Source organism: Janthinobacterium sp. GW822-FHT07A03, assembly GCF_058798815.1.
This window is the reverse complement of sequence record NZ_JBXAKW010000012.1, coordinates 59,774-79,007: the sequence shown is the minus strand read 5'-3', so window position 1 is coordinate 79,007 and position 19,234 is coordinate 59,774. Positions and strand designations below refer to the sequence as shown.

The window sequence follows — 19,234 nt, the reverse complement described above, 5'->3', positions numbered from 1 at the left end:
GAGGTCAGCGGCTTTTGCCTGCGAGCAGAGCAGAGCGTCTAGGACGCTTCTTCCGGCGCCTGAGTGGCCTTGACGAAGATGGGCGCCACCAGCAGGCCCAGCTCGAACAGCAGGCACATCGGGATGGCCAGCGAGAACTGGCTGACGACGTCCGGCGGCGTGACGATGGCGGCAATCACGAAGGCGCCGACGATGATGTAGGGACGCACTTCCTTGAGTTTCGCAATGGAAACGAGGCCCATGCGCACGAGGATCACCACCACCACGGGCACCTCGAAGGTGGCGCCAAAGGCCAGGCACATCGACATGACGAAATCGAGGTAGTTTTCGATATCCGGCGTTACCGCGATCGACGACGGCGAAAAGTCGCTGATGAAGTGGAACACGCGGCCAAACACAAAGAAATAGCAGAAGGCCACGCCGGCCATGAACAGCAGCGACGAGGAGATGACCAGCGGCGCGATCAAACGCTTTTCATGCGTGTACAGGCCCGGCGCGATGAACGCCCACATCTGGTACAGCACCCAGGGCAAGGCGACGATGAAGGCGATCACCAGCGTCACTTTCATCGGCACCAGGAACGGCGAGATGACGCCGGTGGCGATCATTTTCGAGCCGGCCGGCAGCGAGGCGATCATCGGCGCGGCAATGAAATCGTAGATATGCGAGGGGCCGGGCCAATAGAACAGCACGGCGCAGACGACGGCGATGCCGATCGACGCCTTGACCAGGCGGTTGCGCAGCTCGACCAGATGCGAGATAAAGGTTTCTTCCACCGGAGATTTGCTACTCATGAGTAAAAGGAGGAGGAACTGGCGCGCGGACGGAAACGCGCCACGCGGGCGGCCGCCGACTGCACGTGCAGCTTGCCGCCATGGCGCTGCTTGTACCAGCCAGGAATGGCGGAATTGCGCACCAGTTTCTTGCGGCGGAATTCGCGCGCCTTGCGGGCCAGATCATCGTTGGTGGCGCGCAGCATGGCTTCATGGGCGTCGTGATGCCCCTCATATGCGCTGGAATCGCCGCGCCAGGCGTTTTCCACCTCGGCCAGATTGCCGGAGATCGAGTTTTCCACGCCATGCATGGATTTCTCCACGCTTTGCTTGACGGAATGGGCCGCCTCCTGCACTTCCTTCTGCAGGTTTTTCAGCTCTTCCATTTCAATTTCGCGCGAAACTTCGGATTTCACCTGGTTCAGATAGCGTTGCGCGCGGCCATACAGGGTACCGGCCATGCGCGCCACTCTCGGCAACTTTTCAGGGCCGATGACTATCAACGCAACCACGCCGATGATGGCGATTTTAGAGAGACCGAGATCGATCATAAGCGGACAAGGCCTGTTACCGGACGAGGCAAGCGCCCCGCCACGCTATCAGAACTTGCTTTTCTCTTTCGTTTCGACGTCAATGGTGCTTTTGTCGGCCACTTGCGATGGCGCAGCAGGAGGGGTATTGGCTGCCGGGGCGTCATCTTCGCCCTTGACGCCATCCTTGAAGCCTTTGACGGCCTTGCCGATATCACCGCCGATATTGCCCAGTTTCTTGGTGCCGAAGACCAGCATCACGATGACCAGAACGATCACCCAGTGCCAAATACTCAATGAACCCATCACATTCTCCTTGCGGGACGGTGCCCGAATAGCGTCAACCAATGCCGGTAGTATACACGCGAACCCGGCGCACGGCGAAATCAGTGCTGGCCGCGCCAGGGACGGGGACCGCCGTACACATGCATGTGCAGGTGATACACCTCTTGCCCGCCGTTCGGACCGCTGTTGATCATGGTCTTGAAGCCGCCGGCAGGCGTGCCATCGGCGTCATAGCTGACGGCGCAGCCGAACTCGGCAGCGAGTTTCGGCGCCAGGCGCAGCAGCTTGCCCAGTATTTCCGTATGGCTATCGTCACAATCGGACAGGCTGGCCACGTGGCGCTTCGGGATCAGCAGCAGGTGCACGGGGGCGGCCGGGTTGATGTCCTTGAAGGCCAGCAAGTCGTCATCCTCATACACGATGCTCGAGGGAATTTGTTTTGCAGCAATCTTGCAAAAAATACAGTTATCCACGCACGCTCCAGTAGGTCAGTGTTTGTCTGTTTCGCCAGCGTCGCGCAGCTCGTCCTTGCGCGCCGCCTTTTCCTCGAGGCCGGACAGGCCTTCGCGGCGCGCCAGCTCGTCGAGCACCTGCTGCGGCGTCAGGTCGAACTGCGCCAGCATCACCAGCGAGTGAAACCACAGGTCGGCGCATTCGTACAGGACCTTCGACGGGTCGTTGTCGCGGCGCGCATCCTTGGCGGCCATCACCGTTTCCGTCGCTTCCTCGCCGATTTTTTTCAAAATGGCATCATCGCCCTTGGCGAACAGGCGCGCGACATAGGAGGTGGCGGGGTCGCCGCCGTTGGCCAGCTTGCGCGATTCGATCACGGCGGCCAGGCGTTTTAACGTTTCACTCATTTGCTCTTGCTTTCCGCGTAAATCGTCTCGGGGTCTTTCAGGACGGGATCGGTGATCTGCCATTCGCCCGTTTTCTCGTCGCCTTCGAACTTCTGGAAGAAGCACGAATGGCGGCCCGTATGGCAGGCGATGCCGCCGGCTTGCTCGATTTTCAGCAAGACCACGTCTTCGTCGCAATCGAGGCGGATTTCCAGCACCTTTTGCGTATGGCCCGATTCTTCGCCCTTGTGCCACAGTTTCTTGCGCGAACGGCTCCAGTACACGGCTTCACCCAGCTCCACCGTGCGCGCCAGCGCGTCGCGGTTCATCCAGGCGAACATCAGCACGTCATTGCTGCCCGCTTCCTGGGCGATCACGGGCACCAGGCCGTGTTCGTCCCATTTGACCTTTTTCAGCCACTTGGCATTGCTTGCTACGATGGTTCCGTTCTGCATGTTCTTCTATCCGCTTAGCTTATATTGACTGCTTGTCTTTACGCCAGGCGCATGGGAATGCCCTGCTGCGCCATGAAACGCTTGGCTTCCTGCACCGTGTGCTGGCCATAGTGGAAGATGCTGGCGGCCAGCACGGCGTCCGCGCGGCCCACCTTGATGCCATCGACCAGGTCTTGCAAGCCGCCCACGCCGCCCGAGGCAATGACGGGAATGCTGACGGCATCGGACACGCCGCGCGTCAGGCCCAGGTCGAAGCCCACCTTGGTGCCGTCGCGGTCCATGCTGGTGAGCAAGATTTCACCGGCACCCAGGCTTTCCATTTTACGCGCCCATTCGAACGCGTCCAGGCCCGTGGCCGTGCGTCCGCCATGGGTAAACACTTCCCACTTGCCGGGCGACACCTGCTTGGCGTCGATGGCGACGACGATGCATTGCGAACCGTGCTTTTGCGATGCCTCAAACACCAGCTGCGGGTTCGTCACGGCCGAGGTGTTGATGCTGACCTTGTCGGCGCCCGCGTTGAGCAGCCGGCGCACGTCTTCCACCACGCGCACGCCGCCGCCCACGGTCAGCGGAATGAACACTTGCGACGCCACCGCTTCGATGATGTCGAAGATCAAACCGCGGTTGTCGCTCGAAGCGGTAATATCGAGGAAAGTGATTTCGTCGGCGCCCTGCTCGTCATAGCGGCGGGCAATTTCCACGGGGTCGCCGGCGTCGCGCAATTCCGTGAAATTGACGCCTTTGACGACGCGGCCATTGGTCACGTCGAGGCAGGGGATGATACGTTTTGCAAGCATGATGGTATCCAGATTGTCGCCAGGCCAGGACACGCGCAGGCGTGCCCGGCCGGGCAGGCTTAAACGGCGGCGTCGGTCAGTTCGTCGGCGCGTTCCTGCGCCTGCGCCAGGTCGATCGTGCCTTCATAGATGGAACGGCCGCAGATCACGCCTTCGATGCCTTCGGCCTGGACCGCGCACAGCGCTTCCACGTCGCCGATATTGTGCAGGCCGCCCGAAGCGATGACGGGGATCTTGACGGCTTGCGCCAGCTTGACGGTGGCTTCGATATTGATGCCGCCCATCATGCCGTCGCGGCCGATGTCCGTGTAGATGATCGATTCGACGCCGTAGGCTTCGAATTTTTTCGCCAGGTCGATCACTTCGTGGCCCGACATCTTGCTCCAGCCATCCGTTGCCACTTTGCCATCCTTGGCATCGAGGCCGACGATGATGTGGCCCGGGAAGGCGCCGCAGGCATCGTGCAGGAAGCCGGGGCTTTTCACGGCCGCCGTGCCGATGATGATGTAGGTGATGCCGGCGTCGAGGTAGCGCTCGATGGTGTCGAGGTCGCGGATGCCGCCGCCCAGCTGCACGGGGATTTCCTCGATGTCGTTTTCCACGGCGAAATCCTGCACCGCCTTCAGGATCGCTTTCACGGCGCCTTCGTTCTTCGGCTTGCCGGCAAAGGCGCCGTTCAGGTCGACCAGGTGCAGCCGGCGCGCGCCTTGCATCAGCCAATGGCGGGCCATTTCGGCCGGGTCTTCGGAAAATACGGTGGCAAGTTCCATATCGCCTTGTTTCAGGCGTACGCAGTGACCGTCTTTCAGGTCGATGGCGGGAATAAGCAGCATGGTCAGTGTGGTTTAAAAGTGAGTGAGAGGCGGAAAAAAAGCCGGAGAGCCAACGTTAAGGTTGCCAGTGAACGAAGTTCTTGTACAGCTGCAAGCCAGCGGCAGCACTTTTTTCAGGGTGAAACTGTGTCGCGAAAATATTATCACGGGCGACGGCGCAAGCGAACGGCGCGCCATAGATAGTCTCGCCCACCGTGTGCGCTGCCTCTTGAGGTTGAGCAAAATAGCTGTGCACAAAGTAAAAATACGCATTGTCGGCGATGCCATCCCACATGACATGGGACGCCGTTTGCCGCACTTGGTTCCAGCCCATTTGCGGCACCTTGAAGCGCGAACCGTCTTCCTGCACCTGGCCGTCGAGCTGGAAACGCACGACTTTGCCTGGCAGCAAGCCCAAGCCGGCCGCGTCGCCCTCTTCGCTGCCGTCGAACAGCATTTGCTCGCCGATGCACACGCCCAGCACGGGCTTGCTGTCGGCGGCGCGCAGCAGCGCCTCCAATACGCCCGATTCGCGCAGGCTGCGCATGCAGTCGGGCATGGCGCCCTGGCCCGGCAAGACGATGCGGTCGGCGCTGTCGATGTCGGCAGCGACACCGGAAATGCGCACGTCGGCTTCTGGCGCCACGGCACGCAAGGCTTGCGCTACCGAGCGCAAATTGCCCATGCCGTAATCCACCACCACAATTTTATTCATGTTTGATCCCGGAATCTACAATATAGCGAGCGCGGCGCTTACAGGCTGCCCTTGGTCGATGGAATGATGCCGGCCGCGCGCTCGTCGAGCTCGGCAGCCATGCGCAGCGCGCGGCCAAAGGCCTTGAACACGGTTTCGCACTGATGGTGGGCATTCGTGCCGCGCAAGTTGTCGATATGCAATGTCACGCCCGCATGGTTGACGAAGCCGCGGAAAAACTCCAGGGTCAGGTCGACGTCGAAGCCGGCGATCATGGCGCGCGTAAACGGGATGTGGTATTCGATGCCAGGGCGGCCCGAGAAATCGAGCACCACGCGCGACAGCGCCTCGTCCAGCGGCACGTACGCGTGGCCATAGCGGCGGATGCCCTTCTTGTCGCCGATGGCCTTGGCCACGGCCATGCCGAGCGTGATGCCCACGTCTTCCACCGTATGGTGGTTGTCGATATGCACGTCGCCCGTCGCTTCGATATCGAGGTCGATCAAGCCGTGACGGGCGATCTGGTCCAGCATATGGTCGAGGAAGGGCACGCCGGTGTTGAGCTTTTGCTGGCCCGTGCCGTCCAGGTTGAGGGCGACGCGAACTTGCGTCTCATTGGTGTTGCGCGTGATTTCTGCGGTGCGGTTCATGGGAGGCTCTGGCGATAGGCTAAACGAGGGATGCCTTGAAGGCATCGTAAAAAAGGGAATTTTCTTCCGGGGTGCTGACGCTGATGCGCAGGCAATTGGCCAGCGCAGCATGCATTTTACTCATATTTTTAATTAAAACCCTGCGGGCAAGCAGTTTTGCGCAAACATCGTCGGAATCCGCCACACGAATCAAAAGAAAATTTGCCTTCGAGGGGAATACCGTCACGCCGGGCAATTCCGCCAGGCGTCGTGCCAGGTCGTCGCGCGCGCTGTTGAGCAGGGCCGCCTGGGCGTTGAGCACGTCGAGGTGCTCGAGCGCGAATTCGGCCGCCGCCTGCGTCAGCACATTCACATTGTACGGCGGACGCACTTTCTCGAACTGCGCCAGCAGGGCCGGCGCGGCCGACATGTAGCCGAGGCGGATGCCGGCCAGGCCCAGTTTCGACACGGTGCGCATCACCACCAGGTTCTCGAACTCGGGCAGGCGGCCCATGAAGCTGTGCTGCGCGAACGGCTCGTAGGCTTCGTCGACGACGGCGATGCCCGTGTCGCCCAGGGCGGCGAGGATGCGCTCGATGTCGGCGCTGGCAAACAGGTTGCCCGTCGGGTTGTTCGGATAGGCGAGGAAGACCAGCGCCGGGCGGTGCTCTTCGATGGCCGCCAGCATGGCCGGCATGTCCAGGCTGAAGTCGGCCTGCAGCGGCACGCCGACGAAATCCATGCCGGCAAACTGCGCCGAACGGGCATACATGACGAAGGCCGGCACGGGCGCCAGCAGCACGGCGCGCTGGCCCGGCTCCTGGCGGGCGCACGCCATGGCCAGGATGGAAATCAGTTCATCGGAACCGTTGCCCAGCATGACGTCGTAGCCGGCGGGCACGCCCAGATTGGCGCAGATGGCCGCCTGCAGGCTGGCGTAGGACGGCGGATAGCGGTTCAGCGCCACGCCGGCCAGGCGCGCGCCCAGTTCCTCGCGCAGCTGCTGCGGCAGCGGATACGGGTTTTCCATCGCATCGAGCTTGATGTAACCGCTGGCATCGGCTACCTGGTAGCTCTTGACGGCCCGCACATCGGCGCGCACGGTGTTGCTGATTAACTGATCGAGGAAAGACATGCTGCAAACACTCCTGATGAAATGAAATGGAGACTAAATGACGACGTCTTCCGGCACGCTGGCGCTGCGCGCCTTGCGGGCCGGCGCTTTTTTCACGGTGGGCGGCTTTTTCACGGCAGCCGTTTTTCTGACCGCCGCCGGCTTCTTCGCCGCCTTGGCGGGCTTGGCCGCCGGCGATGTGGTCGGTTCGGCCAGCTCCTGCGTCAACGCCGCCAATCGCTGTTCGATGATGGCGCAGTAATCGGGGTTCAATTCAAAACCGACGAAATCGCGCCCGCAGCGCTTGGCCGCCAGGGCCGTGGTGCCGCTGCCCATGAACAGGTCGAGCACCACGCCGCCGGGCGGGCACGACGCCTTGACCATGCGCTCGATGATTTCGAGCGGCTTTTGCGTCGGGTGGTCGGCCCGTTCCGGGTGCTCCTTGTGCAGGCGCGACACGCTCCACAAGTCTTTCGGGTTGTAGCCCACTTCCAGCCATTTGGCGCCGATGAAGATCGAGCGCGAACGGGCTTTCTTGGTGGCCGCGTCGTAGGCGATGCGCACCGCGTCAAGGTCGAAGTAGTAATCCTTGCGCTTGACGAAGAAGCCGATGGTGTCGTGCACCGATGAAAAACTGCGCACGCTGCCGCCCATGGACGGCACGCGGCGGTCCCAGATGATTTCATTCATCATCGCCATGCGCTGTTTCAGCATGACGAAGATTTCCGGCGAATAGCGCCAGGTCAGAAAGATATACAGGCTGCCGTTGGCTTTGAGCTTGGGCAGCGCCGCGTCGATCCACTGTTCCGTCCAGCGCAGGTAGTCGGCCACCGACTGCTGGTCCGACGCATTGCCGTAATCCTTGCCCAGGTTGTACGGCGGATCCGTCAGGATCAGGTCCACCGAACCATCGGGAATGCGCGCCAGTCCTGCCAGCGCATCTTCGCAATAGACCCGGTTGACCCAGTCCGGCTGGTCCGCCATCGTCGTCATGGCTGCGGCTTCAGACGCAGTTCGGCGCTGCGCGCGTGCGCCTGCAAGCCTTCGCCATACGCCAGGGTGGCGGCGACACGGCCCAGGGTTTGCGCGCCCGCTTCACTGACGTGAATGATGGACGAGCGCTTCTGGAAGTCGTACACGCCCAGCGGCGACGAGAAGCGCGCCGTACGCGAGGTCGGCAGCACGTGATTGGGACCGCAGCAATAGTCGCCCAGCGATTCGGACGAAAAGCGGCCCAGGAACATGGCGCCCGCGTGGCGGATCTGCTCGGCCCACTGCTGCGGGTTGTCTGCCGAGATTTCCAGGTGCTCGGCCGCGATGGCATTGGCGATTGCGCACGCCTCTTCCATGCTGCGAACCTTGATCAAGGCGCCGCGGTCGGCCAGCGAGGTACTGATGGTGGCCTGGCGCGGCATCGTCGGCAGCAGCTTGGCGATGCTCTCTTCGACTTGCGCGATGTACTCCGCGTCGGGGCACAGCAGGATGGCCTGCGCCAGTTCGTCGTGCTCGGCCTGCGAAAACAGGTCCATCGCGACCCAGTCCGGGTCCGTCGTGCCGTCGCACAGCACGAGGATTTCCGACGGTCCGGCGATCATGTCGATGCCGACGATGCCGAACACGCGGCGCTTGGCGGCCGCCACATAGGCGTTGCCGGGGCCGACGATTTTATCGACGGCGGCGATCGTCTGCGTGCCGTAGGCCAGCGCGCCGACGGCTTGCGCGCCGCCGATGGTGATCACGCGCGTCACGCCCGCGATCGCGGCGGCGGCCAGCACCATCTGGTTTTTCACGCCATCGGGCGTCGGCACCACCATGATGATTTCGCCCACGCCCGCCACATGCGCGGGAATGGCGTTCATCAGCACGGACGACGGATACGCAGCCTTGCCGCCCGGGACGTAGATGCCGACCCGGTCCAGCGGCGTGATCTTCTGGCCCAGCACCGTGCCATCGGGCTCGGTGTAGCTAAAACCGCGCAATTCCTCGCGCTGGCGTTCGTGGAAGGCGCGAATGCGCTGGGCGGCGATCTGCAGCGCCTCGCGCTGGGCCGACGGCAAGCCGTTCAGGGCCGCCTGCAGTTCGGCTTGCGAAATATCGAAGGCCGCCATTTCCGCCGCGCCGCCATGCGGGATGCGGTCGAAACGGTTGGTGTATTCCAGGACGGCGGCGTCGCCGCGCGTTTTCACGTCGGCCAGGATTTTTGCGACCGACGTTTCAATCGCCGCATCGGTGCCCTCCTCGAACGCCAGCAGCGTGTCGAGCGATTGTTGGAAACCTTCCTGGCTTGAATCGAGCTTGCGTATCTGTATCGGCATAATCGGCTTTCTGCTACTGAATGTGTCTAGGCTTGCGAGGCGCGTTCAAACGCCTCGATAATCGGCTGCAAGCGCTCGCGCTTGAGCTTTAATGCCGCCTGGTTGACCACCAGGCGCGACGAAATTTCCATGATGTGCTCGACCTCGACGAGGTTGTTCGCGCGCAAAGTGCTGCCCGTGCTGACCAGGTCGACGATGGCGTCGGACAGGCCGACCAACGGCGCCAGCTCCATCGAGCCATACAGCTTGATCAGGTCGACATGCACGCCCTTGGCGGCGAAATGCTCGCGCGCCGTGTGCACGAACTTGGTGGCCACGCGCAAACGCGCGCCCTGGTGCACGGCCTTTTCATAGTCGAAACCGGCCTGCACCGCCACCGACATGCGGCAGGAAGCGATATTCAGGTCGATCGGCTGGTACAGGCCTTCGCCGCCGTGTTCGAGCAGGACATCCTTGCCCGCCACGCCGAAATCGGCCGCGCCGTACTGCACGTAGGTCGGCACGTCGCTGGCGCGCACGATGATGACGCGCACGTTCGGATCGTTGGTGGCCAAAATCAGCTTGCGCGAAGTCTCCGGGTTTTCCAGCACCTTGATGCCGGCCGCTTCCAGCAGCGGCATGGTGTCCTCAAAAATGCGGCCCTTCGAGAGCGCCAGGATCAGCTGGGAGCTGTCGCCGTTGTTCGATCCGTTCATGCTCGTTCCTTTTCTTGTTTTTACTTGATGCGCACGATGTTCGCGCCAACTGCCGACAATTTCACTTCCATGCGGTCGTAGCCGCGGTCGAGGTGATAGATGCGGTCGATCAAGGTTTCGCCGTCGGCCGCCAGGGCGGCGATCACCAGCGACGCCGAGGCGCGCAGGTCCGTCGCCATCACGGGCGCGCCGCGCAGCTGCTTGACGCCGGCGATGATGGCCGTGTTGCCCTCGATGGTGATGTCGGCGCCCAGGCGGTTCATTTCCTGCACGTGCATGAAGCGGTTCTCGAAAATCGTCTCGGTGACGCGGCTGGCGCCATTGGCGATCGTATTGACGGCCATGAACTGCGCCTGCATGTCGGTCGGGAAGCCCGGGTATTCCGTGGTGCGGAAGCTGACGGGATTCGGACGGGCCGACATCTCGGCGCGGATCCAGTCGGCGCCGAAAGTCATCGTCAGGCCCATGGCGCGCAGCTTGTCGAGCGCCGCGTCGAGAATGTCGGTGCGCACGTTGCGCAGGGTGATGTCGCCGCCGGTGGCCGCCACGGCGCACAGGAAGGTGCCCGTTTCGATACGGTCGGCGATCACCGCGTGCGAGGCGCCGTGCAAGGCGTCCACGCCCTGGATCACCAGGCGGCTGGTGCCGATGCCGTCGATCTTCGCGCCCATGGCCACCAGCAGGTGCGCCAGGTCGGTCACTTCCGGTTCGCAGGCGGCATTTTCCAGGATGGTTTCGCCTTCGGCCAGGGTCGCCGCCATCAGCAGGTTTTCGGTGCCGGTGACGGTGATCATGTCGGTGACGATGCGCGCGCCTTTCAGCTTGGCGCACTTGGCGTAGATGTAGCCCGCTTCGATGCGGATCTCGGCGCCCAGCGCCTCTAAACCCTTGATGTGCTGGTCGACAGGGCGCGAACCGATGGCGCAGCCGCCCGGCAGCGAGACCTTGGCTTCGCCGAAGCGCGCCAGCATGGGGCCCAGCACGAGGATCGAGGCGCGCATGGTTTTCACCAGTTCATATGGCGCTTCCAGGGTGTCGATGGCGCTGCCGTTGAGAACGACGCGGTCGCCGTCCTGCTGCACTTTCAGGCCCGTCTGGCCCAGCAATTTGAGCATGGTGGCCACGTCGTGCAAATGCGGCACGTTCGTCAGGTCCAGGTCGCCCGCGGTCAAGAGACCCGCGCACAGGATGGGCAGGGCGGCGTTTTTCGCGCCGGAGATGGCGATGTCGCCGTTCAGGCGGTTGCCGCCGTTGATGAGGAGCTTGTCCATGTGCTTATCCTTGGAATTCTTCAGGTGTCAGGGTTTTCATCGACAGCGCGTGGATTTCCTCGCGCATGCGGTCGCCCAGCGCCGCGTAGACGATCTGGTGGCGCTGGATCAGGCGCTTGCCGGCAAACGCGGGCGAAACGATCACGGCCTGGAAGTGCTGGCCGTCGCCCTCCACTTCGAGGTGCGTGCATTCGAGGCCGGCCGACAGGTAGCCGTGGATCAGTTCTGGAGTGGTGGTCACGATAAGTCCTTGATATTGAATAATGTAGTGATGTGATGTGCCGCAATCAATGGCGCAAACGATAGCCGCTTTTCAGCAGGCGGATCGATGCCAGCGCCAGGATCACGAGGAAGCCGGCGACGATGGAAAGACTGAGCCAGGGGCTGACGTCGGACACGCCGAAGAAGCCGTAGCGGAAGCCGTCGATCATGTAGAAGAAGGGGTTCAGGTGCGATACCGTCTGCCAGAAGGCGGGCAGCGAGTGGATCGAATAGAACACGCCCGACAAAAAGGTGGCCGGCATGATCAAAAAGTTCTGGAAGGCGGCCAGCTGGTCGAATTTCTCGGCCCAGATGCCGGCGATCAGGCCCATGGTGCCCAGCATGGCGGCACCGAGGAAGGCGAAGATGACGATCCACAGCGGTGCGACAAACGACAGGTCGGCGAACCAGCAGGTGATGGCAAACACGCCAAAGCCCACGGCCAGGCCGCGCGCGACGGAAGCGAGTACATACGCCGAGAAGATTTCCCAGTGCGACAGGGGCGTGAGCAGCACGAACACCAGGTTGCCCGTGATCTTCGACTGGATCAGCGAGGACGAGGAGTTGGCAAACGCGTTTTGCAGCACGCTCATCATCACCAGGCCGGGAATCAGGAAGGCCGTGTAGCTGACGCCGGGGCTCGGCTCGACGCGGCCGTCGAGCACATGGCCGAACACCAGCAGGTACAGCATCGACGTGAGCACGGGCGCGGCCACGGTTTGCGTCGCCACTTTCCAGAAGCGCAGCGTCTCTTTGTAGACGAGGGTGCGAAATCCTGTCGAAATCATACGGTACCTTTATCCATGATCTGCAAGAAGATATCTTCCAGGTCGGCTTGTTGCAATTGCATTTCATCGATCTCGACGCCCGCTTCGCGCAGGCGGGCGAGGATTTTCTCGACTTCGCTGTATTCGTTGACGCGCAGGCTGAACTTGTTCGGCGCCTGCTGTTCTTCCGGGTGCAGCACCAGGTGCTGCAGGTCGGCCGGCAGGCTGCCGTATTTGAGGTGCACCTGCAGCTGCGAGCCGGCGATGCGGCGGATCAGCGCCGACATGGTGTCGAGCGCCACCACCTTGCCGGTCTTCAGCATGGCCACGCGCTGGCACATGGCTTGCGCCTCTTCCAGGTAGTGGGTGGTCAGCACGACCGTGTGGCCGCCTTCGCGGTTCAGGCGCGAGATGAACTTCCACAGGGTCTGGCGCAGTTCCACGTCGACGCCGGCCGTCGGCTCATCGAGCACGATGACGGGCGGCTTGTGCACCAGCGCCTGGGCGACGAGCACGCGGCGCTTCATGCCGCCGGACAGGGCGCGCATATTGGTGTCGGCCTTGCCGGTCAGGTCGAGGTTTTCCATGACCTCGTCGATCCACTTGTCGTTGTTCGGCAGGCCGAAATAGCCGGACTGCAGGCGCAGGGTTTCGCGCACGGTGAAGAACGGGTCGAACACGAGTTCCTGCGGCACCACGCCCAAGTTGCGGCGCGCGTTGCGGAAATCCGTGACCACGTCGTGGCCATGGATCTTGACGGTGCCCGCGTCGGGGCGTATCAGGCCGGCGATGATGGAAATGAGGGTGGTCTTGCCGGCGCCGTTGGGACCGAGCAGGCCAAAAAACTCGCCTTCTTCGATGGCCAGCGACACGCCGCCCAGCGCCTTGAGCGATTTATAGCTCTTTTCTACATTCGTTATTTGAATTGCGGTCATGTGCTTGTTTCAAGTGTAATGCGTCTGGTGTGATGCGCCAGTTGCCGGAGACATCCAGGCCGGCAGGCCGGTGCAGGGCGCCACCTTCAGGCGAGGACGGCGCAACAGTCAATTATAGTTGGAAAATTCGTGGAACACTTGGAGATCAATCCGGCGGCGCTGCTGGCCTGCCGGCTTGAAAGCTACTGCTGATGCGGGGAGTGGGACAGGATCAATGATGATGCAGGTCGGACGGGCTGCGTTCGGCGTGGCCGCCGGCGCTGGCGCAGTCGTCGGCCGTCAGCGTGCTCGAGACGAGCGAGCAGACGCCATACAGCTTGGTCAGGTTTTTCAGGTTATTCGGCAGGTTTTTCAGCTCCAGCACGCCGCCCGCGTCCTGCGCGGCGCGCTGCCACGTCAGCATGACGGAAACGGCGGCCGAATCGACGGCCTTGACGTTGCGCAGGTCGAACTTCGTCTGACCCGAGCGGATGGCGTCCAGACCCTGCTCCAATGCCGAAGTGGCATTGTGCACGGTCAGGGATGTCAGGGACTGCAAGGTGTCGAGAGAGTCGGGCATGGCGTCGGGCTGCGCTGGTCTGGAGCTGGGTCAGGAGCTATATGATAGCCGATTATTTGGCTTTGGCAGCGGGACGGCTGGCCAGGGCCTTGTTTTTTGCCTGCAGGGTCTTGATCAGGCCATCGATGCCGCCCTTGCTGATCTCGCTGGCAAAGCTGCTTTTGTAGGTTTCCACCAGCCACGCGCCCAACACGTTGATGTCATAGATCTTCCAGCCGGACGGGGTTTTCGCCACGCGGTAGTTCAGGGGCACGGGTTCGCCGCGCGCCACGTTGACCTGCGAACGCACTTCCACTTCCGTGTCGCTCGGGTCGGCGCGCAGCGGCTTGAATTCCACGGTTTCGTTCTTGATCTGCGACAAAGCGCCCGAGTACGTGTAGATCAGCAGGGTGCGGAACTCCGCCGACAGCTGCTTTTGCTGGTCCGGCGTGGCGTCGCGCCAGAAACGGCCGGCGGCCAGGGCCGTCATGCGCTGGAAATCCACGTACGGCAAGATCTTGCTTTCCACCAACTCGGTGACGCGCTTGATATCGCCAGCCTGGATGGCCTTGTCGTTCTTGGCCGTATCGATCACGTCCTGGCTGATGCGTTTGACCAATACGTCCGGCGCTTCGACAGCAGGAGCGGCCTGGGCGGCGGTGGCAAAGGCGATGGTGGCCATCGCCAGCAGTTGTTTCATCAATTTCATGGTTCTACCTTTCATGGTGTTGCTATGCACCGGCTGGCGTTGATCGCAGCCGTGGTGTTTCTGTACCGGAGTTTACTCCTGAGGCCTGGCCTCGGAAGCAACGGTATTGCTACCAGATGTTACGAGGTCCGCTGGCGCCACCACGGCGGCGGCGGTGGCCGCAGGCGCGTCATTGGCAGGTTGCGGTTTTGCCTCGTACTCCGGCTCGTAATCGCTGGTGTCGTTTTTTGGCACTTTGCGGTCGCGGCGGTCCGTATCGCCATCGAAAACCTTGCTTTCACGGGCTTGCAGGAAGCCGTCGCGGATGAATTCATAACGGTCCAGCGCGGCCGCTTCCATCAGGTTGGTCGCGTCGAGCAGCGCGGCGCGCTTGTCGACCACGCGCGTCACCGTGCCGATATTGCGTACATTGACCGGATCCTTGTAGCGCCATGGGTCGCCCGTGATATCGAGCGGCAGGGCCGCCGTGTCGCGCACGGTCGATGGGCCCAGCAGCGGCAGCATCAGGTACGGACCCGACTGGACGCCATACCAGCCCAGCGTCTGGCCAAAGTCTTCGTTATGCTTGGGAATGCCCGCTTGCGAGGCGATGTCGATCAGGCCGAGGATGCCGAAGGTCGAGTTCATGCTGACGCGCACGACGTCCTGCAAGCCCGCTTCACCCTTGCCTTGCAGCAAATTGTTCACGGCGCTCCAGACGTCGGACAAGTTGCCGAAGAAGTTGCCCACGCCCGTTTGCACGAACGACGGCGTGACCGTCTTGTAGGCCGTGGCGACCGGCTTCAGCGCCACCTGGTCGACGGTATCGTTGAACTTGAACATGGCGCGGTTATACCCTTCCAGCGGGTCGCGCGGATTGGTGCCGGTGGCGCAGGCGCTCACGCTGGCGGCGATGGCCAGGGCCAGGCCGATACGCGCCAGGCTGCCTTGGGATTGCTTGGTCGACTCGCTCATTTGCTGTCCTTTCCTTCCGCTGCCTTGCTGTAGATGAACTGATTGATCAGGTCTTCCAGCACTGTGGCCGATTGAGTACGGGCGATCTTGTCGCCCTCTGCCAGGTTGGCCAAATCGCCGCCTGCTTCCAGGCCGATATATTGCTCACCCAGCAAACCGGCCGTCAAAATCTTGGCCGAGCTGTCTTTCGGAAATTTGTAGCCATCTTCGATGTCGAGTTTCACCAGCGCCTGATACGTCTTGTCGTCAAAGCGGATCTCCGCCACGCGCCCCACCACCACGCCGGCACCCTTGACGGGCGCCTGCGGCTTGAGGCCGCCAATATTGTCGAACTTGGCCGTAATGGTATACGTCTTGCTGAAAGACAGCGAGCTCATATTGCCGGCCTTGAGCGCCAGAAACATCAATGCCGCCACACCCAACAAGACGAACAAGCCGACCCAGACATCCAAAGATTTACGTTGCATAAACAATCCTAAATAATTTTTACTTGCTGCCGCCTGCGCAACATCTTGCCCAGGCCCGCTGTTTGTCGCTGATTGGCAATTACTTGCTAAACATCAACGCCGTCATCATGAAATCGAGCCACCACACCATCAACGACGAAATCACCACCGTGCGCGTGGTGGCGCCGGAGACGTCTTCCGGCGTCGGCTGTGCCTGGTACCCCTGGAACAGCGCGATGAAGGTCACCGCGATGCCGAACACCAGGCTCTTGATGGTGCCGTTGCCTACTTCTTTCCAGACATCCACGCCGCCTTGCATCTGCGACCAAAACGAGCCTTCATCGACGCCGATCAGCACCACGCCGACCAGGTAGCTGCCGACGATGCCGACGGCCGTGAAGATGGCGCCCAGGATCGGCATGGCGATCACGCCGGCCCAGAAACGGGGCGCCAGCACGCGCTGGATCGGATTGACGGCCATCATTTCCATGGCCGACAATTGCTCGCCCGCCTTCATCAGGCCGATTTCCGCCGTCAGCGACGTGCCGGCACGGCCGGCGAACAGCAGCGCCGTGACGACGGGGCCCAGTTCGCGCGTCAAGGACAGCGCCACCAGCAAGCCCAGCGACTGCTCGGCGCCATACGTGGTCAGGGTGTAATAGCCTTGCAAACCCAGCACCATGCCGACAAACAGGCCGGAGACGGCGGTAATCACCAGCGAGCGGTTACCGATAAAAAACAGTTGCTCGATCACCAGGCGCGGACGGCGCCACAGGCCGCCCGACGAGGCGATGATGATAAAGAACGAACGCACGGCAAAGCCGAGGTCTTGTACCGAATTGCGCAACCATGCTCCGATCGCCGCCAGGAAACGCGCGATCATCGGCCCGCTCCCGCGTGCAAGCCCAGGTCGTCGGCCAGCGACTTGCCCGGATAGTGGAACGGTACGGGGCCATCGGCCTCGGCATTGACGAACTGCTTGACGTACGGATGCGTCGACACGGCCATCTCGGCCGGCGTGCCGTGCGCCACGATCTTGCCCGATGACAGAAAATAGACATAATCAGCGATGGCGAAACACTCCTTCACATCGTGCGATACCAGGATAGACGTGGAGCCCAGCGCATCGTTCAGATTACGGATCAAATTGGCCGTCACGCCCATGGAAATCGGGTCCAGGCCGGCGAACGGCTCGTCGTACATGATCAGTTCGGGGTCGAGTGCAATGGCGCGCGCCAGCGCGACGCGGCGGCCCATGCCGCCGGAAATCTCGGCCGGCTTCAATTGCGCCGCATTGCGCAAACCCACGGCGTGCAGCTTCATCAGCACCAGGGTGCGGATCAGCTCTTCATTCAGGTCCGTGTGTTCGCGCAGGGGGAACGCCACGTTTTCGAACGCCGTCAAATCCGTAAACAGGGCGCCGTGCTGGAACAGCATGCCCATCTTGCGGCGCAGCTGATACAGCTCGTCGGTCCCCAGCGTATGCACGATCTGGCCGTCCACATTCACGGAACCGGAACTGGGGCGCAACTGCCCGCCGATCAGGCGCAGTACGGTCGTCTTGCCACTGCCGGAGCCACCCATGACGGCCACAACTTTTCCACGTGGGAAATCCATTTGAAGGCCCGATAAAATCGAACGTTCTCCATAGGCAAAGTGTAAATCACGGATCTCAACAAGATTTGGCACGACGAAGCTCACTATTTTAATGGCGTATTGTAGTGCAGAAACGCCAACCTCTGCTGAGACACCCCTTGGGACAGCCCCGTAAAGGGGAAGAATACAACACTAATGAATCGAAAGTCAGATATTGTAGTGGAAATTTGACCTGCGCATCGCACCCTCATCCGCTGGCGTTCAATGCTGTCGGCTTGACAATCAAAAATAACAAGGGCCACGCCGCAATCCGCGCCGTGGCCCTGTCAAAAAACGAACAATTGCTCGTTAATTAGCGTGGCAGCAGGGATGCCCCCATCAGGAACTCATCGACGGCGCGCGCGCACTGGCGCCCTTCGCGGATGGCCCACACCACCAGCGACTGGCCGCGGCGCATGTCGCCGGCCGCAAAGACTTTCGGCACCGAGGTCTGGTAGCAGCCGGCGCCATCCGTTGTCGCCTTGACATTGCCGCGCGCATCCGTATCGACGCCGAACGCTTCCAGCACTTGTTGCACTGGAGAAACAAAACCCATGGCCAGGAAGACCAGGTCCGCCTTCATCTCGAATTCCGAGTTCGGCACTTCGCTCATCTTGCCGTCTTTCCATTCGACACGGCAGGCGATCAGCTTTTCCACCTTGCCGCCCTTGCCTTCGAAACGCTTGGTGGCCACAGCCCAGTCGCGCTCGCAGCCTTCCTCGTGCGAGGACGAGGTACGCAGCTTGGTTGGCCAGTACGGCCAGACCAGCGGCTTGTTTTCCTGTTCCGGCGGCTGCGGCATCAGTTCGAACTGGGCCACCGAGGCGGCGCCATGGCGGTTCGAGGTGCCGACGCAGTCGGAACCCGTGTCGCCGCCGCCGATCACCACCACGTGCTTGCCCGTCGCCTTGATCTGGTCCTTGAGCTTGTCGCCCGCGTTGACCTTGTTTTGCAGCGGCAGGAAATCCATGGCGAAGTGCACGCCTTTCAAGTCGCGGCCCGGCACGGGCAAGTCGCGCGGCTGCTCGGCGCCGCCGGCCATGATGACGGCGTCGAATTCTTTTTCCAGGTCTTCCGGGAAAATGGTTTCCTTGGCCCAGTTGTTCACATTGGCAGGGAAATCCTTGCCGACCAGCACGCTGGTGCGGAACACCACGCCTTCGGCTTCCATCTGTTTCACGCGCAGATCGATGTGCGACTTTTCCATCTTGAAGTCGGGGATGCCGTAACGCAACAAACCACCGACCCGGTCGCTCTTCTCGAATACCGTGACGGCATGGCCGGCGCGCGCCAGCTGCTGCGCCGCCGCCAGGCCGGCGGGGCCGGAACCGACGATGGCCACTTTCTTGCCGGTGCTAAAACCCGCCGGCTGCGGCGTGACCCAGCCGTGCTCCCAGCCCATGTCGATGATTTTATGCTCGATCGACTTGATGCCGACCGGATCTTCATGGATGCCCAGGGTACAGGCCGATTCGCACGGCGCCGGGCAGATGCGGCCCGTAAATTCCGGGAAATTGTTGGTCGAATGCAAGATGTCGAGCGCTTCGCGGTAGGCGCCGCGGTACACCAGGTCATTCCAGTCGGGAATGATGTTATTCACGGGGCAACCCGTGGTGCAGAAGGGAATGCCGCAATCCATGCAGCGCGCGCCCTGCACGGTCGCTTGCGCGTCCGACAGGTGCAGCACGAATTCCTTGTAGTTCTTCAGACGCGCGGCAGGCTCCAGATAGTGTTCGTCCTGGCGCTTGAATTCCATGAAGCCGGTAATTTTACCCAC

Annotated in this window: 25 protein-coding genes; all 25 read right to left on the bottom strand. The window is 61.9% G+C overall.

The features are described from left to right. Positions 1–38 precede the first annotated feature (38 nt). Positions 39–794 (bottom strand): twin-arginine translocase subunit TatC, encoded by a 756-nt coding sequence (tatC, locus tag AC1RJW_RS27000; protein ID WP_035823092.1) that lies wholly within the window; start codon positions 792–794, stop codon positions 39–41. Beyond that, positions 791–1,324 (bottom strand): Sec-independent protein translocase protein TatB, encoded by a 534-nt coding sequence (gene tatB / locus AC1RJW_RS26995; RefSeq protein ID WP_326459564.1) that lies wholly within the window; start codon positions 1,322–1,324, stop codon positions 791–793. Before tatB ends, tatC begins: the two co-directional genes overlap by 4 nt. A 48-nt stretch (positions 1,325–1,372) precedes the next feature. Next, the gene (gene tatA / locus AC1RJW_RS26990; protein WP_034780931.1) at positions 1,373–1,609 is read right to left on the bottom strand and encodes a Sec-independent protein translocase subunit TatA; all 237 of its coding nucleotides are present in this window, start codon (positions 1,607–1,609) and stop codon (positions 1,373–1,375) included. Between the two features lie 80 nt (positions 1,610–1,689). Continuing rightward, positions 1,690–2,061, bottom strand: coding sequence for a histidine triad nucleotide-binding protein (locus AC1RJW_RS26985; RefSeq protein WP_493047637.1), 372 nt, complete (start codon positions 2,059–2,061; stop codon positions 1,690–1,692). Between the two features lie 15 nt (positions 2,062–2,076). Next, complete coding sequence (locus tag AC1RJW_RS26980; protein WP_034753849.1) at positions 2,077–2,448, bottom strand: phosphoribosyl-ATP diphosphatase; 372 nt, start codon at positions 2,446–2,448, stop codon at positions 2,077–2,079. Further along, positions 2,445–2,882 carry a phosphoribosyl-AMP cyclohydrolase gene (gene hisI / locus AC1RJW_RS26975; protein WP_070219635.1) on the bottom strand — a complete coding sequence of 146 codons (438 nt, stop codon included), beginning with the start codon at positions 2,880–2,882 and terminating at the stop codon, positions 2,445–2,447. The genes AC1RJW_RS26980 and hisI overlap by 4 nt, the downstream gene beginning before the upstream one ends. A gap of 38 nt (positions 2,883–2,920) precedes the next feature. After that, positions 2,921–3,682 (bottom strand): imidazole glycerol phosphate synthase subunit HisF, encoded by a 762-nt coding sequence (gene hisF, locus AC1RJW_RS26970; RefSeq protein ID WP_070219637.1) that lies wholly within the window; start codon positions 3,680–3,682, stop codon positions 2,921–2,923. Between the two features lie 59 nt (positions 3,683–3,741). Then, positions 3,742–4,515: a 1-(5-phosphoribosyl)-5-[(5-phosphoribosylamino)methylideneamino]imidazole-4-carboxamide isomerase gene (gene hisA, locus AC1RJW_RS26965; protein ID WP_070219639.1), complete on the bottom strand. Its 774-nt coding sequence runs from the start codon at positions 4,513–4,515 to the stop codon at positions 3,742–3,744. 55 nt (positions 4,516–4,570) lie between these two features. Beyond that, positions 4,571–5,209 carry an imidazole glycerol phosphate synthase subunit HisH gene (gene hisH / locus AC1RJW_RS26960; RefSeq protein WP_230542020.1) on the bottom strand — a complete coding sequence of 213 codons (639 nt, stop codon included), beginning with the start codon at positions 5,207–5,209 and terminating at the stop codon, positions 4,571–4,573. A 38-nt stretch (positions 5,210–5,247) separates the two neighbouring features. Then, positions 5,248–5,838 carry an imidazoleglycerol-phosphate dehydratase HisB gene (gene hisB, locus AC1RJW_RS26955; protein ID WP_010402123.1) on the bottom strand — a complete coding sequence of 197 codons (591 nt, stop codon included), beginning with the start codon at positions 5,836–5,838 and terminating at the stop codon, positions 5,248–5,250. A 19-nt stretch (positions 5,839–5,857) separates the two neighbouring features. Further along, complete coding sequence (gene hisC, locus AC1RJW_RS26950) at positions 5,858–6,952, bottom strand: histidinol-phosphate transaminase (protein ID WP_493047636.1); 1,095 nt, start codon at positions 6,950–6,952, stop codon at positions 5,858–5,860. Positions 6,953–6,985: 33 nt separating this feature from the next. After that, complete coding sequence (locus tag AC1RJW_RS26945) at positions 6,986–7,915, bottom strand: DNA-methyltransferase (RefSeq protein ID WP_493047663.1); 930 nt, start codon at positions 7,913–7,915, stop codon at positions 6,986–6,988. A gap of 5 nt (positions 7,916–7,920) precedes the next feature. After that, on the bottom strand, positions 7,921–9,246 hold the full coding sequence (gene hisD, locus AC1RJW_RS26940; protein WP_493047635.1) for a histidinol dehydrogenase: 1,326 nt from the start codon (positions 9,244–9,246) through the stop codon (positions 7,921–7,923). 26 nt (positions 9,247–9,272) lie between these two features. Beyond that, positions 9,273–9,941, bottom strand: coding sequence for an ATP phosphoribosyltransferase (gene hisG / locus AC1RJW_RS26935; protein WP_070219646.1), 669 nt, complete (start codon positions 9,939–9,941; stop codon positions 9,273–9,275). Positions 9,942–9,961: 20 nt separating this feature from the next. After that, positions 9,962–11,212 carry a UDP-N-acetylglucosamine 1-carboxyvinyltransferase gene (murA, locus tag AC1RJW_RS26930; protein ID WP_070257789.1) on the bottom strand — a complete coding sequence of 417 codons (1,251 nt, stop codon included), beginning with the start codon at positions 11,210–11,212 and terminating at the stop codon, positions 9,962–9,964. 4 nt (positions 11,213–11,216) lie between these two features. Next, complete coding sequence (locus AC1RJW_RS26925) at positions 11,217–11,453, bottom strand: BolA family protein (RefSeq protein WP_034753824.1); 237 nt, start codon at positions 11,451–11,453, stop codon at positions 11,217–11,219. 46 nt (positions 11,454–11,499) lie between these two features. Continuing rightward, positions 11,500–12,261 carry an ABC transporter permease gene (locus AC1RJW_RS26920; RefSeq protein ID WP_493047634.1) on the bottom strand — a complete coding sequence of 254 codons (762 nt, stop codon included), beginning with the start codon at positions 12,259–12,261 and terminating at the stop codon, positions 11,500–11,502. Next, a complete protein-coding gene (locus AC1RJW_RS26915) occupies positions 12,258–13,175 on the bottom strand; it encodes an ABC transporter ATP-binding protein (RefSeq protein WP_133989052.1) in 918 nt (305 codons plus the stop codon). Before AC1RJW_RS26915 ends, AC1RJW_RS26920 begins: the two co-directional genes overlap by 4 nt. Before the next feature lie 211 nt (positions 13,176–13,386). Further along, on the bottom strand, positions 13,387–13,734 hold the full coding sequence (locus AC1RJW_RS26910) for an STAS domain-containing protein (RefSeq protein ID WP_070219654.1): 348 nt from the start codon (positions 13,732–13,734) through the stop codon (positions 13,387–13,389). A gap of 52 nt (positions 13,735–13,786) precedes the next feature. Next, entirely contained in the window at positions 13,787–14,422 is a 636-nt protein-coding gene (locus tag AC1RJW_RS26905) for an MlaC/ttg2D family ABC transporter substrate-binding protein (protein WP_493047633.1), read from the bottom strand. Between the two features lie 72 nt (positions 14,423–14,494). Next, complete coding sequence (locus AC1RJW_RS26900) at positions 14,495–15,376, bottom strand: MlaA family lipoprotein (RefSeq protein ID WP_326459556.1); 882 nt, start codon at positions 15,374–15,376, stop codon at positions 14,495–14,497. After that, positions 15,373–15,843, bottom strand: a complete 471-nt coding sequence (gene mlaD, locus AC1RJW_RS26895; protein ID WP_070219660.1) for an outer membrane lipid asymmetry maintenance protein MlaD — start codon at positions 15,841–15,843, stop codon at positions 15,373–15,375. Before mlaD ends, AC1RJW_RS26900 begins: the two co-directional genes overlap by 4 nt. A gap of 79 nt (positions 15,844–15,922) precedes the next feature. Next, entirely contained in the window at positions 15,923–16,705 is a 783-nt protein-coding gene (gene mlaE / locus AC1RJW_RS26890; protein ID WP_493047632.1) for a lipid asymmetry maintenance ABC transporter permease subunit MlaE, read from the bottom strand. Continuing rightward, the gene (locus AC1RJW_RS26885) at positions 16,702–17,511 is read right to left on the bottom strand and encodes an ABC transporter ATP-binding protein (RefSeq protein WP_070219703.1); all 810 of its coding nucleotides are present in this window, start codon (positions 17,509–17,511) and stop codon (positions 16,702–16,704) included. The genes mlaE and AC1RJW_RS26885 overlap by 4 nt, the downstream gene beginning before the upstream one ends. A 259-nt stretch (positions 17,512–17,770) precedes the next feature. Continuing rightward, positions 17,771–19,234 carry a glutamate synthase subunit beta gene (locus tag AC1RJW_RS26880; protein ID WP_493047631.1) on the bottom strand — a complete coding sequence of 488 codons (1,464 nt, stop codon included), beginning with the start codon at positions 19,232–19,234 and terminating at the stop codon, positions 17,771–17,773.